The sequence below is a fragment of the Bradyrhizobium guangdongense genome, from assembly GCF_004114975.1.
Lineage (GTDB): Bacteria > Pseudomonadota > Alphaproteobacteria > Rhizobiales > Xanthobacteraceae > Bradyrhizobium > Bradyrhizobium guangdongense.
This window is the reverse complement of sequence record NZ_CP030051.1, coordinates 2,631,898-2,644,982: the sequence shown is the minus strand read 5'-3', so window position 1 is coordinate 2,644,982 and position 13,085 is coordinate 2,631,898. Positions and strand designations below refer to the sequence as shown.

The following is a 13,085-nucleotide window of genomic DNA, read 5'->3' as shown; positions in this document are numbered from 1 at the left end:
CAACTGAATTGGAGAGATTATTAGAGGCCGAGGTCGCGTTTGCGATCAAAACCCCATTCGATGCCCCCGCCTTCCTTGATGAGGCCGGTCACGTGTTGGCCGAGCCTCTGTTGGATTTCGCGCGACCAGGGCACGAGCTGGAAGCCGAGCCCATTATCGATCATGGCGAAGCGTCCCGAGGAGAGCGTCAGACGCTGACGATATGTGCCTGCCACGTGCTCCCCAGTGGCGGCATTCACGCGAGGCAGGCCAGTGCCGGCCGAGACCTTTGCCGCCACCTCGTCCAGTTCGCGCCTGCGCAACGTGTTCAGGAGATCGCGCTGCAAAACGAGGCCTCGACCTTGTCGCCGCGCCAAGCCCTCCCGGAGCAGGTGCTCGGCACGGGCTTCCATGGCATCGCGGGTCTCGCGGCCAAATCCACTCATGGCGAGCGGCATAGGGTCGCGTTCGGCGAGCCTATGGTCGAGCCAGGTTGCACCTTTAGCCGTGATCTGCCCATCCAGATCGAGATCAGACCGGGTCGCTAGCACCACCATCGGTCGGGGATCGCCGGTTTGGCGGAGATGTCGCACCTCGACTATGCCGCCGATGGGCGGTGCGTCGTCGAATGCCTCGATCCGTCCGAACCGCACGTAGTGCGCGCGCCCATCGGTTCCGTCGACCAGGGCGTACGCCTCGCCAGTCAGTTCGTCATGCAATCCACGGTCAACTAGTCGTCCCATAATCTGGGACGCCGGCAGCCCACCTTCGATGACGAACTCCGAAACGCCGCGGGCTTCGCCACGCTCGATGAAGGCGCGATGCATGGTCTTGATGATGTCGCCGCGCATGCCAAGGTCGCGTAAGCTGCGCTCAGCCTCAAGCCCGACCATCCATTCCCCCGGGGCAACAGATGCGGCAAGGCCCATTTTCTCGAGATGCTGAAGGCGTCCCACCATCAGGCGCCTGATGTTCGGATCGGACCCGCCGGGATCCTCTGGGCGAAGATCGATATAGCCGGTCTCATCGGCTGCCAGGCGGACCTCCCGATCAAGACGCGTCCATCCCTCTGTGGTGACTTCCTTCTCCAGTGAATTGCGGACCTCGAGCTCCGGCTTTGGACCAAGTTCGATCGCGACCAGTTCCTCGGCGCGTGAGCGCAAGCCCTGACTAATGTAGTCGCGCGAGATCACGAGATCCGTCCCTTTGTCATCTACTCCCCGGACGAGAAGGTGGAGGTGAGGGTTGTCAGTGTTCCAATGATCCACAGCCACCCAATCGAGCCGCGTGCCGAGATCGGTCTCCATCTGCCTCGCGAGATCTCGGGCGAAGGCCTTCAGGTCCGTCATTTCGCAGGCGTCCTCGGGCGAGACGATGAACCTGAAATGATGCCGATCGTCCTTGCACCGTTCCGCGAAAGCCGCGCTGTCGGCGCGGTTGCTGCCGGCATCGAACATCTCGGCCGCCTCACCACTCCGCGTCACGCCGTCGCGCTTCAGATATGAGAGGTGGGTCGTCATTGGCGCTGATCGGAAGGCTCGCCCTTTGTGTCGAACGACGCGCGCTTTCACCACAACGCGCCGCGTTGGACCGAACAATCTGGCTGGGCTAAAGGCGAGCCGACCACGGCCGAACGTCGATCGCCCATAAGCTGTCGAGCGCCTGCCCACCACGCTCTGCCCCGAGGCGTGTCCTGCCTTCATCGCTGCGCGCAGCACCTGATTGATGAAGCTCTTGTGCTTCGGCGCGCGGGTACTGCGGATGCGCCCAGGCCGGATACGCAGTTCGCTATCGCTTGTGCTCACGGTCGGACCTCCCAAGGGTCGAAATCGGACGCGGTGCCGCAAACGACTTTGATTGCATTCATCAAAATACAAGGCGTGGCACGCGCCCCGACCGACCTGCACGCCAGAACCCAAGCCATGCCAATGGCTTGCGCTTCGAGCGGCGACACCCTTTTATCTCGCCTTCCTAATCGGGCGGGCAAAGTCAACTCATTCCTACGCTTTTCTTCGACTCTTCGTACTTCAGCCATTACCGACTCCCTGCAGCAACAACGCACAACTTCACCACAGCCGCGTACGCGACGTGCATTCACCAGGCGGGGTCCATGCGTTCCTTCGCGTTCAGCACTTCGGCCGTCGCATGCTCTTCATCAGGTTCGTAAACAGGGCTGTCCAAGCAGTTTTGCGCTCTCGTCCCCGAAGGGCGGCAGCAGGCAAGAGATAGCGGACATTCCCCGTTTCGCGGCCCCGCCAGGGGGACCGCTCACCGCGCGCGCGGATCTCTAATTTCGTTCCTCCTCAACATGCCGGGCACAAACCCAGCGCTTTCTATGCTCGGCTGCTCAGCGGCTATTGCGCCGGTTTTAGGCGCAGCCGCTGCGTGATCTTGGCGCCGAATCCGACGTTGAAATCGGTTTCGTTGATCCACATCCGGTGCAGAATGCATGCGAGCTTTCGTGCGACCGCGGCAATCGCACACAGCATGCTCGAACGCTTGGCGATCCGCAGGCCCCACGCTCGCAACGCCGACCATTTCCTGACTCGCAGCAGCAGACTTGCAGCTGCTTCGCATAGCGCCTCCCGCACCGAGATATCGCCCTGTTTGCTGATATGACCTTCAAAATCGATCGACGTCCCAGACTGGTGACGCTTCGGCGTCAGCCCAAAATGGGCGCCCACGGTGCGTGATCGGGTAAAGCGATGAGGATCATCAACGCCAACTTTGAACGACAAGGCAACGACCGGACCGACACCCGGAACTGTCATCAGGCGCCGGCAAACAGGATCATGCTGGACCACCTGCAGGAGCACGCGATGTAGCCGATCGTAGCCCTCGAGGAGAGCGCGGCGCACGTCCAACATGACCTGGATAGACATCACAAAAACCGGGTCGCAATGCTCGATCAGTTCGCGGATGCGAGCTTCGTAGGCACCTCGGGCAACCGTTCCGACCAGCAATCCATAGGCCCGCAGTGCCCCCCGAACGTGGTTCTCGAGGTCGATCAATTTGCGCTTGAGCAGCTTCCGGTTCGTCAACAACGTGCGCATTTTTTGCATGTCGATATTCTTGACATGGACGGCACGGTACCAGCCCAACCGCATCATCTGCGCGATGCCGCGTGCATCGTTTCGGTCCGTCTTGTTGCGCATCGTCGACAGCGAAACGCGCATGTGGCGTGCCTCCACGACGATGATTGGAAGCCCGGCTGGCTGCAATTCGCGATACAGCCAGATACCAAGCGATGACGCCTCGACTCCCACTCTATCGAGGCGATCCGCGTAGTTCTCCACAGCGGAGCGGATCGCCTCTGGCTCGGTGCTGACCTTAACTTCGCGGACCGTGAGGCCCTCGCTGTCGACGATGCAAAGGCTGGTTTCTTCAAGACCGACGTCCAATCCAACATAGAGTTTCATCGGAGCTCTCCTGTGTGGCAACGACCTTCCAAGTCGTTGCACCAGGCTCCGGATTTGGCCACGGCCGCATTATCCCCGTGCACCGCTATTTCGAAGCCCGATTTGAAGAGCCTTCTTAATGGGTCGTTCAAACTCAACTCGTTCCTGCATTTCTTCGATTTGTCGGGTCTGTCTCTTCCGTCGTGGCTTCCCACTCACCGGTGCGCAAAATAGCCGCCGCGACTTGGCGGCCCATTAGCAAAGTCCCACCGAGTTCAAGCGCTTGCTAGAGCAATCATCGCCCGAAGGGCCGAGGCAACGGAAGGGTGGCTCCGTGAGGAGCGAAGCGACGAGTAGAGTGCGGGCAAGGGTCGCCATATGCGATCAGCTTGCGAACCCGCACATTTGGTCAATGCGATGCTCGCGCATCTGATCGAGAGACGAACACACCAATAGGCCGGGGGACCATAAGCGCAACATCAGGCGCCAGGGTTGCTGGCGTGGCACCGCTCGAGGGCCTGAGAGCCAGCAACCGGTTGCGAGTCTTCATCAGATCGGATCGCGTGACGAATAGCGCGCCTGCCGATGATTGTCCGCTTGACGTCCACCTCGGGGGCAGTTCGATGGCCAGCCGACTTGCAAGCTTTGCGACGTATGCGCGCGTCTCAACTGGCAGAGAGCCGCCTGCGAGATGCTCTTCATAGCGAGACGGTCCCGCGTTGTACGCGGCAAACACGCCGCGGGAGCCATACCGATCGAGCAGTTCGCGCAAGTAAGCCGTGCCGGCCAGAATGTTGTCGTGCGGGTCGTAGGGGTCGTTCCCGAAATTGTAGCGTGCGCGAAGTTCCGCCCAAGTCGCCGGCATGATTTGCATCAGGCCCATTGCGCCCTTTGCTGATCTGGCGTGCACGTCCCCAGTGCTTTCGATGTTAATGACCGAGCCGATCCAGTCCCTTGGAATTGCAAAACGATTGGACGCTTCGTCGACGAAAGCTGCAAACGGGGTGCCTGCCTGAGCATGCTCTTGAGCACACGCCGATCCACTCTCGGCTAGAGCAGCATCGTCCGACGTAGCGAAAAGAAGCAGCAGCAACGCGACAGCCCAAAGACCCACGGCCGGCCGAGCAAAGCGTCCCGTCGTGCTCTCCCCGGCCCAGAATACAGCCGCATCGCGACGGCTGTGCGGCCGCCCTGGACTGCGGCGGCGCGCGTCGGCCCTGCAAACGTCGGTCCGGACGGAGGGCCGGTCCCGCGATCGATCCAACAGAGGAATGGCGGGGCAACAGCGTGAAACACGCATGATCACTCCTCCCACGTCCACACGGGCAGCGCACGGCCGATTACCGCCGCGGTCGGCAAGAATCCAAAATATCGGCCGTCGAGAGAGTCACGAGACTGCCAGTTCATGAGGAAGAGCTCGCCGTCTCCGACGACCCGGCAACCCTGCCACTTCGGCAGCGGTCGGCCGCGTCCATCGCGATCCCGCGCTTCGCCCATTGCAATGCCATTGACTGAAATCGTGAGCCCGATTCTGCAGACCGTTTGCCCTGGCAGCGCCAAGATCCGCTTCAACATGGGCACGCCGAGCGGCAGATAGCCGTTCAAATCGAGGAAAGTCGCAAGTGGTTCGGGCGGCTGAACGGCCACCAGCTCGGTGACAAAGGAGGTCACCGCCGGGCTTAAGCGATAAAGACCGATTGGCACACTCGCGGATGCATTCCAAACGTAGACCGGAAGCGGCTTCAGAGCGAGCGTCGCGACAAGCGCGGCAGCTGCACCAAACGTCGCGATCAGTGTCTTCGTATGCCTTGTCATCGCGTTATCCTCGCGCGGTGAAGCCAGGCCTGATGGCGCGCTTTCGTATATGGGCGCGGGTTTTCGTTGACGGACAGGCGGTTGTGAATGTGATGCCAATGGTCAGGCGCGACATCAACCGGATCGACGCCGAGCGCCTCAACGGCCTCGACCATCTGCAGCACGCGCTCGACTTTCGGCCAACCAGAGAGCCGCAGCAAAATCTCTCCGCCGGGCGTCACATAAGGAACGGTCGAGCAGCGCTGTCCCGGGGCGACTGCACGCAAGATATCGATCCGCGAAATGATCGCTCCAAAATCGCTGGAGGTCCAACGGACGAAAGCAAAGATGCTGCCGGGTGCAAATGACAGGACGCGCCGGTGATGATCAAGCTTCCTTTCCTTGACAACACGACCAAACCGAACGCGGTTTTCGATGCGCTTCTCAAGCCACAACACTTCCACTTCCGTGAGATCACTCATGCTGCGGCTCCCCGACGCAACAGCTGGCGGCCGTGAGCTTGGGGTCGGCGGAGAGTGTGCATGGCCAGCGAACGCAACTTGGACTGCCTGACTGCCGTTACCGCACGCCAAGGAACGCTTTCGATCTGCTCTTTTAGAAGAAATCCGAAGGATTTCTGGTGAGTAAGCTCGGAGCGGTTGGAGAGAGCAGAAAAGCAAGCTCTCAAGCTCGATTCCAGTCCTCGATAGGACGAGAATCCGGTCCCCGATAGCACGAGCTGTTTCACAGGTTGTCCTCCGAATTTGGAAAGAGGCCGCGGCCGCGCAAGCGTGTCGTGAGGGGTCAATTGGCGTAGCCGCGAAGATCAGTTGCTCGCTGCCATTCGGGTCAGCGACGCTCTTGGCCCGCATAAGGGCGCAGCACCGGATGCTTCTTGGCCGGCAGCACGGTCCCCTTCCCGGGATCTGAGGTCGACGTCTTGGCGCCGCGGTCGGCCCACGCTTTCAGGTCATCGAAGGCGTAGACAACGCGTCCGCCGATCTTCCGATACGTCGGTCCCGTACCGTAAGTGCGATGTTTTTCCAGCGTGCGGCCGGACAGGCCGAGATATCTCGCCGCCTCAGGTGTACGCAGGAAGCGCGGGGGAAGACCGGCCATTGGATCGGGCATTTGAGAACTCCAGGAGACAGGGCACTACGCCTGGCCAGGCCGGCGTGTGTGCGGTCATCATGGAGAAGCAAGACCTCGGAGGGGGATGCCGAAGTTTGAGGGATCGATTTTCGGCACCCCTTCGGATTGCGCTACTCGTCGTTGCGCCCGGGCCGCAGGAGTGCGCGGTAGCCATCGCGCATCAACGCGAGGCCGCCTTGCACCAAGCGGATTGTTCGATTGCGCAGATCATGCGTCTTCCAGGCGCGATCGGGGATACGCTTTTTGCCGAACAGCGCTTCGGCGATAACGCGATAACTACCGCCCGCGCTATGTGCATCGAGCGCGCGGATCGCGGCGCTCAGGCGTTCGCGACGCTGTCTGGATAGCGTGTGAAATGCCGGACCTGGCGCGCGTCCATTCATCGCACGCCACAGCCGGCGGGCTGCATACGCACGCGCATCGAAATCGGCATCAAACGGCAGTTCGGCTGCATAAGACGCGCCAAGCACTGGCGGGTCCTTGGACCAGACACGGTGATCTACCGCACTGATGCGCAGAACGGCATGCCAGCCGTCAGCGGCGCGCCGCACCTGACCTGCTGTAAGGTCGAGCAGTGGCTGAGACGACGCCCTGCCGTCGCCGGCCATTGCTACCTTGACCGGAACGACCGCCGCTAAAACCTCAGGCGCCCAAAAAATTGTCTGCTCGTCGAACGACCTCTGCGGGTCATGGGCGAAAGCAGATGCCCCATTTCCTCCTGAATGCGTCTGTCACTTCGCCGTTAGCGCTGTTGGCAATCATCACCTCGTACTCACGTTGATAGTCGACGTTACGGCGGAGACACTCCCAGGCGATGTCGGTGACTTCGGCGTCTTGCAGGCTCTTGTAGGATTCCGGCGACCGCCAGTCGAATTCAGGCATTGCTTCCGCCCCATTGCACGATGCTAACAGCGATTGCGTCGCAATAGGCATGAACGATGTGGTTGTGGGTAGTCCCTAATTTGGCACCACGTGGTGCACTGGAGTGACCACCAATCAGCAAAGAAAATAAGTTCTGCCTGCAAGCCGCCGGCCGGCGAATTTCTTCTATTTGAAGCCAGTGCCACGTAATAAGCGGCCCTGTTCAGTTATCCATTTGGCCCGCGCGAGGTGGCTCTGATATGCGCTCCGCGCACGGTCTGGCTCCCGCTCGGGGTCCATACGCAAAACCACTCGAGCCACTTCGCGCCAGTCCGCCCCCTCCCCTTCGGCCTGCAGAAGGCGCATGTACGTGACGACATGCCGTTCGTCATAAGCGGTCAGCGCCGGCTCGTTCGGCGGGACGTCAGCGACATCAGGATTTAATGGAGGTCCACTCATATCTGTTCGCGGCATTCGATTGAGCCCAATCAAAGTATCCGAATAGATCGGTTATAGCCAGTGGTTTGATGGTCTACACGATGGCTGTTTTTGCGCATGAAAGCTCGTGCGCTTGTGGCCTGGAACGTCCGCCGAATCCGCGTTGATCGCGGTATTCCGCAAGAGCAACTGGCGTATGATGCTGGGATCGACCGCTCGTATATGAGCGGTCTGGAACGGCAAACCGAGAATCCAACCATTGATCTGCTCGAGCGACTGGCCGAAACGTTAGGTGTTCGGCTGTCAGAATTCTTTGTTGAGCCGCCCAAGGGAGCCGCCACGCCTAAGCCACTATCAAAGGGCCGAAAACGGATTCGTCTCAGTGTAAAGGATAAATAGTCGCTGCGCGCTAACCCAGGTCTGATTCATTCAGAGCGCAATAAAAGGCGAACCGCGCGCCGCGCACATACGCGGCTAGGATCGAACCTAAGCCCGTCAACAGTCTACAGACATGCGTCGTCACGGCCGATCGGGGTTGCCGGATCGGCCGTAATACACGAGGGGGGGCTAAGCGGAAATCGTGCTCTTTGGATCGGAGTAGTCAATTTCTGAGAAGCCCCGCCCGGCGGACGGACGGGGCTTCGTGAGAGGCGCTCTTACTCGCCGCTCTTGCGCGCCCGAGACCAGAGCAGGGTGTAGCCTTCACCGCCTTCGTCGTCGAACAGGTTCGCGTAGATCGGCGCGTTGAACGAGGGGTCGTCGAGCTTGAGCGAGAGGTAGTCGCGGCCTTCCTCGGAACGCTTGGACCAAGCTGCGCCGATCTCGGCCCGGCCCACGTAGATGCGATGGCTTGGAGCGTTGTCATTGAACTTATTGGTCTCCGCGACGATACGGACGCCCTTGGCTTGCAGGCTCAGGGTGACGATCTCGCCATGGAAATCATTGCCCATCTTCTTGAAAGAACCGATGTTAGCCATGTCACTTCTCCTATTGTGTTTCGAGCCCGCGACCACCGCGGTCTCGATGGCGATCTAGGGCCGAGGACGATCGGCGACGCACCCGCTCGGGCCGGAGCGCAGCGGAGGACGTCGTTGTGGCGACTTTCTTGTCTCGCGAGGAATGGGCGAAGCCCAGGGGAAGAAAGTCGCCACAAGGGCGTTGCGGCTCAGACGATCGAGGCGAAGCCGATCTTCGCCAGATCAAGCCATCAACGAGGCCACGTGCGTCCGCGTGCTGAACCACAATCTTACGGAGAAGCGTAGTTATCTCGGTTTGATGAACAAGAGGTCGAAACGATCCAGCGGGGAAAGAGAAGCAATCTCCTGCAAAGGGCGGCATCGTCTGCCAAGACCGATCGAGATAAGATCGCTCTGCCGCGGCTGCGTGGGCTAGACCGAATGTCGCCAGCTTGGTCGAGGGGGTCCGAGGACGGCCTCTCCCTCGCTCAGGTTTCAATCATCTCCCGCTCACCGCGCCGATCTACGTACCTGTTCGATGAAGACGGGAAACGGTCATCGCTCGGTCCATGCGGCTGTAAGAACTAGTTAGGACCGCTTCTCCACCATCCCACCTAGCATGAACGGGCGGGTCTTCGCCAAAATCATCAGGCCCGTCCATGACGTAACGCCAATGCAAACCGCGCCGACGCAAGCGGAGAACGCACGCCAAGCCAGCGAAGCTACACCGATCTGCGACACAGCGAAACACCGACATGATAGCCGACGACGCCGGCGGGAAAAGCAAATGCTGTCGCAATCACAATGCGCAAGGCCAGAGGACCGAGTAGCAACCACGGCGACCTGGCCAAGTACGAGCGTCAGCGCACCGCCGGTCGTCGCGATAAGTAGCGCGCCAATTAGGCCGGCGCCGCTCTGAACGCCTTCATCCCGAGACTCAGCGCGACGAAAAACCTGCAGGGCCTACACTGTGAGTGCGAAAATCACCCAGCAGAACAAGCCGATGCCGAGTATGTTGAGAGTAATCCCCAAGGCGAGCCTGGTGATGGCTCCAGCTGCATAAATTTACCGGTCCGCCTTCCACCACCACGGTGCAACCTCCGGCCCAAATCGAAGCGAAGCGGAGTTACCGCGGCTGCAACTCCGCTTCGTTGACCGAGAGCGAATGACGCTCACGCGCCGCCGAACCTCCAGACGGGGATGCCGAGGCGCTTTGCCTTATCGGCGAGGTTGTCCTGGATTCCCGTGCCCGGGAAGTGCATGACGCCGATCGGCAGGTGTTCGAGCATGGCATCGTTGCGCTTGAACGGTGCTGCCTTGGCATGTTTCGTCCAATCGGGCTTGAAAGCAATTTGAGGTACCTTGCGGGTCGTCGCCCATTTGGACGCGATCAGTTCAGCTCCTTTAGGGGAGCCGCCGTGAAGCAGCACCATATCGGGATGCTTGGCGTGAACCTTGTCGAGGCGATCCCAAATGAGGTTATGGTCGTTGAAGTCTAGCCCTCCGGTGAGCGCGATCTTCGGCCCCGAGGGCATCATGACCTCGATCTCGGCGCGGCACTTGGCAGCGATGAAGTCGCGAGAGTCGATCATCGCCGCGGTCAGCGTGCGGTGGTGCACCAGGGAGCCCGATCGGGGACGCCAGAATGAGCCGGTGTGTGTCTCAAACCGCTCGATGGCCTGGTCGCGGAAGAGTTCCAGGCAGTTGCGGCGCTCGATCAACGTGATGCCTTCGGCCGTCATACGTTCGAGTTCGACCGATCGGACTTCCGAGCCATTCTGCTCACGCTGGCTTTTCTGCTGCGCCCGTTCGTTGTCGTCGAGTTGGCGTTCAACGCGGTCGACGGCGCGGTGGAACAGGTTGACCGTCGACCAGAGCAGATCATTAAGGTCCGGCTCGAGTCGCGTGTCGCTCAACGTCGCGACCAGGGCGTCGAACACATCGGCGACGGCGCCAGCGATCATCTTGCCCTCGGGAAGCGGGCGTGGGTCAGGCTGGTCCTCGAACCGGCGGTAGCCAAACAGCTGTAATTCAGTGAGGACCTGGTCAGTTGGAGAAGAGGCGTGCGGCGGTTCAATGTCGTCTTGGTCGGTCATTGGAGGGACCCCTTTGTCGGATCGGCCGCGACCTCGCGGCCTTCGTGGCGATCACTGAGACGGCGGCCGGAACGGGCCAGAACCCGCAAGGGCCGAAGCGGTAGCGGAGGATGGCGGAGGCCGGCTATTTTGCCTCGCGATGCAAAGCGCGCCGATCTGACGACTGATGTGCCTTCTCATCGCCGGCGCGCGGCGGAAAATAGCCGGGCGTAGCCATTGCCGGCCCGGTCCGGTCGTCGTCCGATCGCCCTCTAGAAGGCCGAGGTCGCGTCCTCTCCCGGCAATGGCCTCGTATGAGCGACCTATCGACCCGATCGAAGCACGGGCGCTATTCCGCAGCTACCATCGAGGAATGCAGGAAGCGGGCGACGTCCTCTGGTACGAGATGAAGCCCCAATGCTGCTCGCAGCGCGTCGAGGCCGAAGATGCGCAGATCTTCGTTGAAGTCGCCGAGCCAAGGCGAGAGCGGGATCGCTTCAACGCCGATCGCCTCAGCGCGCCGGGTAAGAATTTCCTGCGCGGCATTCCCCGCGGCATCGTCGTCGCGGGCGATGTAGAGCCGCCGCAGCCCAGCTGGGAACAACAGGGCTGAAAGGTGATTGGCCGAAAGCGCCGCTGCCATGGGTAAGGTTGGCAGTGCATGACGTAATGACAGGATGGTCTCGATCCCCTCGCCGACCGCAAGTACATCATCGACCATCCCGAAACGAACGGCATTGCCCAGAAGGTAGCCCATGGCCCGCCGTGGCGTGTCAATCGGAGCCTTGCCGAGGCGCACGTAATCAAAGCCGTCTGGATCGAGCCAGGTGCGATGGGCACCGGTGATCTGCCCATCGAGGTCCGTGACGGGGGCTATCATTGCCGGCCAGCTCTCTGCCGGCGAATGCTCGTCCGGCCTATAGTAGCAACGGGGGTGGAAGCGGAGGCTGTTACCATGGTGGATGCGGGTTATTCCACGGCATTGTAAGTACGTCTCGGCTAACGTCCCTTCAATCGCGCTGGACATCGCAAAGAGCCGACGAGCCGCCTCTTGTGATCCGATCGGCGCTGGCAAGCGAACTGATTTCGATGCCGGCTGCTGCTCGGAATGAGGTAAGCTGAGGAAGCGCCGCGCCTCCTGGGCGACCTCGTGGAAGTGTCGCAAGCTCATGCTTTCTCGTATGATGTCGAGCAGATCACCATGTTCGCCCGTTGCCGCGTCGGTCCATTTGCCAGCAGGTCCGTTCGGCGATTCCTCGAGCCGTACGAACAACGAGCGGCCCGGCGTGTTGTGGACGTCGCCGACCACCCAGTATCGCCCCGCTCGCTTGCCCCGGGAGAGGTAGTGCCTGCACACCGCCTCGGCCTCTCGCGCGAGGCGGCGTGCCAGTTCGGAGGCATTGCTTGGCATCACGCAGCCTCGCCCTGACTGATGCCCGCAAGCGACGCGGGCTGAATAGAATCGGGAACGAAGCCGAGCAAATAGTCCGCAGCCTTGCTCGCCTGCGAGGCGGCGCGCATGATCGCCCGATTGTCTTCGCGCAGGACTTCAAGCCAGGAGCCGATATAGTCGGCGTGACGCACCGTCGGGACGATCCCGAGCGAGGCGCAGCCGAACGCTGAACTCAGCTCGGCGACCAGTTCTTCGAAGGCATATTTCTTCGTAGCGAAGGATCCGCTCTGGTCGCGATTGAGGCGCGAGGGATGCCCGGTCGCATGACCGAGTTCATGCAGCGCTGTGCGGTGCCAGTTGATTGTTTCGAAATAGGCCTGTGGCGGTGGGACCTGCACATAGTCCTCGGCTGTGGCATAGAATGCGCGGTCTCCACCAATCCGAAATGGGATTTTGCTGGCCTTGATCAGGGCGTCGACAGTCGGTTCGATGAGGTCAGCCGGCGGTGGCGGTGCAACGGCGGTGATGTTGTCGGGCAGTTCATCGCACTGATCGGTGTTGAAAACGGTAAATCGTTTGAGGAATGACAACACTTTCGCATCTTCGCCGGCCTCCGCTGCGCGCCGCTTCTCATCGTTCGGCACGAAGCGGTCCGCATAGACGACTGTGGTGCCGCGCTCTCCCTTGCGAACGTGGCCGCCTAGCGAGAGCACCTGGCGGAAGGTGAGCCAACTTTGTCCGGTGAATCCCCGTTCGATAACTGCTCCCCAGAGGATGAGGATGTTAACGCCACTGTATTGCCGGTTGGTTGACGCGTTTCTCGGCATTGCCAGCGCCGGTTTGACCGCGGCGGTCCCCCAGGGCTGAACCCAGGGAACGCGTCCTGCCTCAAGCTCGGCGATGATCTTGTCGGTGATTTCGTTATAGAGCTTCGCCCGGTCCTCGCCAGTACGCGTGCAAGCAGTAGAGTTTAACATCGCGGTTCTCCGCAACGGGCACCGCGAGCCTCTCTCGCAGCTTGTAACCCGTCACGAAAAAA

The 13,085-nt window shown here is 60.9% G+C and carries 14 protein-coding genes; 1 reads left to right on the top strand and 13 read right to left on the bottom strand.

All coding sequences use genetic code 11. The features are described from left to right. Positions 1-20: 20 nt before the first annotated feature. The 9 genes from X265_RS12660 to X265_RS41320 form a co-directional block, all read right to left on the bottom strand. Positions 21-1,784 carry a relaxase/mobilization nuclease domain-containing protein gene (locus tag X265_RS12660; RefSeq protein WP_128969236.1) on the bottom strand — a complete coding sequence of 588 codons (1,764 nt, stop codon included), beginning with the start codon at positions 1,782-1,784 and terminating at the stop codon, positions 21-23. Between the two features lie 549 nt (positions 1,785-2,333). Further along, entirely contained in the window at positions 2,334-3,398 is a 1,065-nt protein-coding gene (locus X265_RS12655) for an IS110 family RNA-guided transposase (protein ID WP_128965117.1), read from the bottom strand. A gap of 388 nt (positions 3,399-3,786) precedes the next feature. Further along, positions 3,787-4,470, bottom strand: coding sequence for a lytic transglycosylase domain-containing protein (locus X265_RS12650; protein ID WP_164938543.1), 684 nt, complete (start codon positions 4,468-4,470; stop codon positions 3,787-3,789). A gap of 209 nt (positions 4,471-4,679) precedes the next feature. Next, positions 4,680-5,192, bottom strand: coding sequence for a S26 family signal peptidase (locus X265_RS12645; protein ID WP_128965116.1), 513 nt, complete (start codon positions 5,190-5,192; stop codon positions 4,680-4,682). Beyond that, on the bottom strand, positions 5,189-5,653 hold the full coding sequence (locus X265_RS12640) for a DUF2840 domain-containing protein (RefSeq protein ID WP_128965115.1): 465 nt from the start codon (positions 5,651-5,653) through the stop codon (positions 5,189-5,191). The genes X265_RS12645 and X265_RS12640 overlap by 4 nt, the downstream gene beginning before the upstream one ends. 367 nt (positions 5,654-6,020) lie before the next feature. After that, positions 6,021-6,302 carry a helix-turn-helix transcriptional regulator gene (locus tag X265_RS12635; RefSeq protein ID WP_128965114.1) on the bottom strand — a complete coding sequence of 94 codons (282 nt, stop codon included), beginning with the start codon at positions 6,300-6,302 and terminating at the stop codon, positions 6,021-6,023. Positions 6,303-6,433: 131 nt separating this feature from the next. After that, the gene (locus X265_RS12630) at positions 6,434-6,931 is read right to left on the bottom strand and encodes a DUF2285 domain-containing protein (RefSeq protein ID WP_128965113.1); all 498 of its coding nucleotides are present in this window, start codon (positions 6,929-6,931) and stop codon (positions 6,434-6,436) included. A 79-nt stretch (positions 6,932-7,010) separates the two neighbouring features. After that, positions 7,011-7,205 carry a transcriptional regulator domain-containing protein gene (locus X265_RS12625; protein WP_128965112.1) on the bottom strand — a complete coding sequence of 65 codons (195 nt, stop codon included), beginning with the start codon at positions 7,203-7,205 and terminating at the stop codon, positions 7,011-7,013. 165 nt (positions 7,206-7,370) lie between these two features. Then, entirely contained in the window at positions 7,371-7,643 is a 273-nt protein-coding gene (locus X265_RS41320; protein ID WP_128965111.1) for a DUF2285 domain-containing protein, read from the bottom strand. A gap of 96 nt (positions 7,644-7,739) precedes the next feature. On the opposite strand from X265_RS41320, the gene X265_RS12615 reads away from it, so the two are divergent. After that, a complete protein-coding gene (locus X265_RS12615; RefSeq protein ID WP_128969234.1) occupies positions 7,740-8,021 on the top strand; it encodes a helix-turn-helix domain-containing protein in 282 nt (93 codons plus the stop codon). 257 nt (positions 8,022-8,278) lie between these two features. Here the strand turns inward: X265_RS12615 and X265_RS12610 are convergent, their stop codons facing one another. The 4 genes from X265_RS12610 to X265_RS12590 all read right to left on the bottom strand — a co-directional run bounded on the left by X265_RS12610 (position 8,279) and on the right by X265_RS12590 (position 13,023). Continuing rightward, positions 8,279-8,599: a DUF736 domain-containing protein gene (locus tag X265_RS12610; RefSeq protein ID WP_128965110.1), complete on the bottom strand. Its 321-nt coding sequence runs from the start codon at positions 8,597-8,599 to the stop codon at positions 8,279-8,281. A gap of 1,151 nt (positions 8,600-9,750) precedes the next feature. Continuing rightward, a complete protein-coding gene (locus X265_RS12600) occupies positions 9,751-10,674 on the bottom strand; it encodes a DUF2493 domain-containing protein (protein ID WP_128965109.1) in 924 nt (307 codons plus the stop codon). 328 nt (positions 10,675-11,002) lie between these two features. Beyond that, entirely contained in the window at positions 11,003-12,064 is a 1,062-nt protein-coding gene (locus X265_RS12595) for a DUF7146 domain-containing protein (protein ID WP_128965108.1), read from the bottom strand. After that, positions 12,064-13,023 (bottom strand): ArdC family protein, encoded by a 960-nt coding sequence (locus X265_RS12590; RefSeq protein ID WP_128965107.1) that lies wholly within the window; start codon positions 13,021-13,023, stop codon positions 12,064-12,066. The genes X265_RS12595 and X265_RS12590 overlap by 1 nt, the downstream gene beginning before the upstream one ends. Between the last annotated feature and the right edge of the window lie 62 nt (positions 13,024-13,085).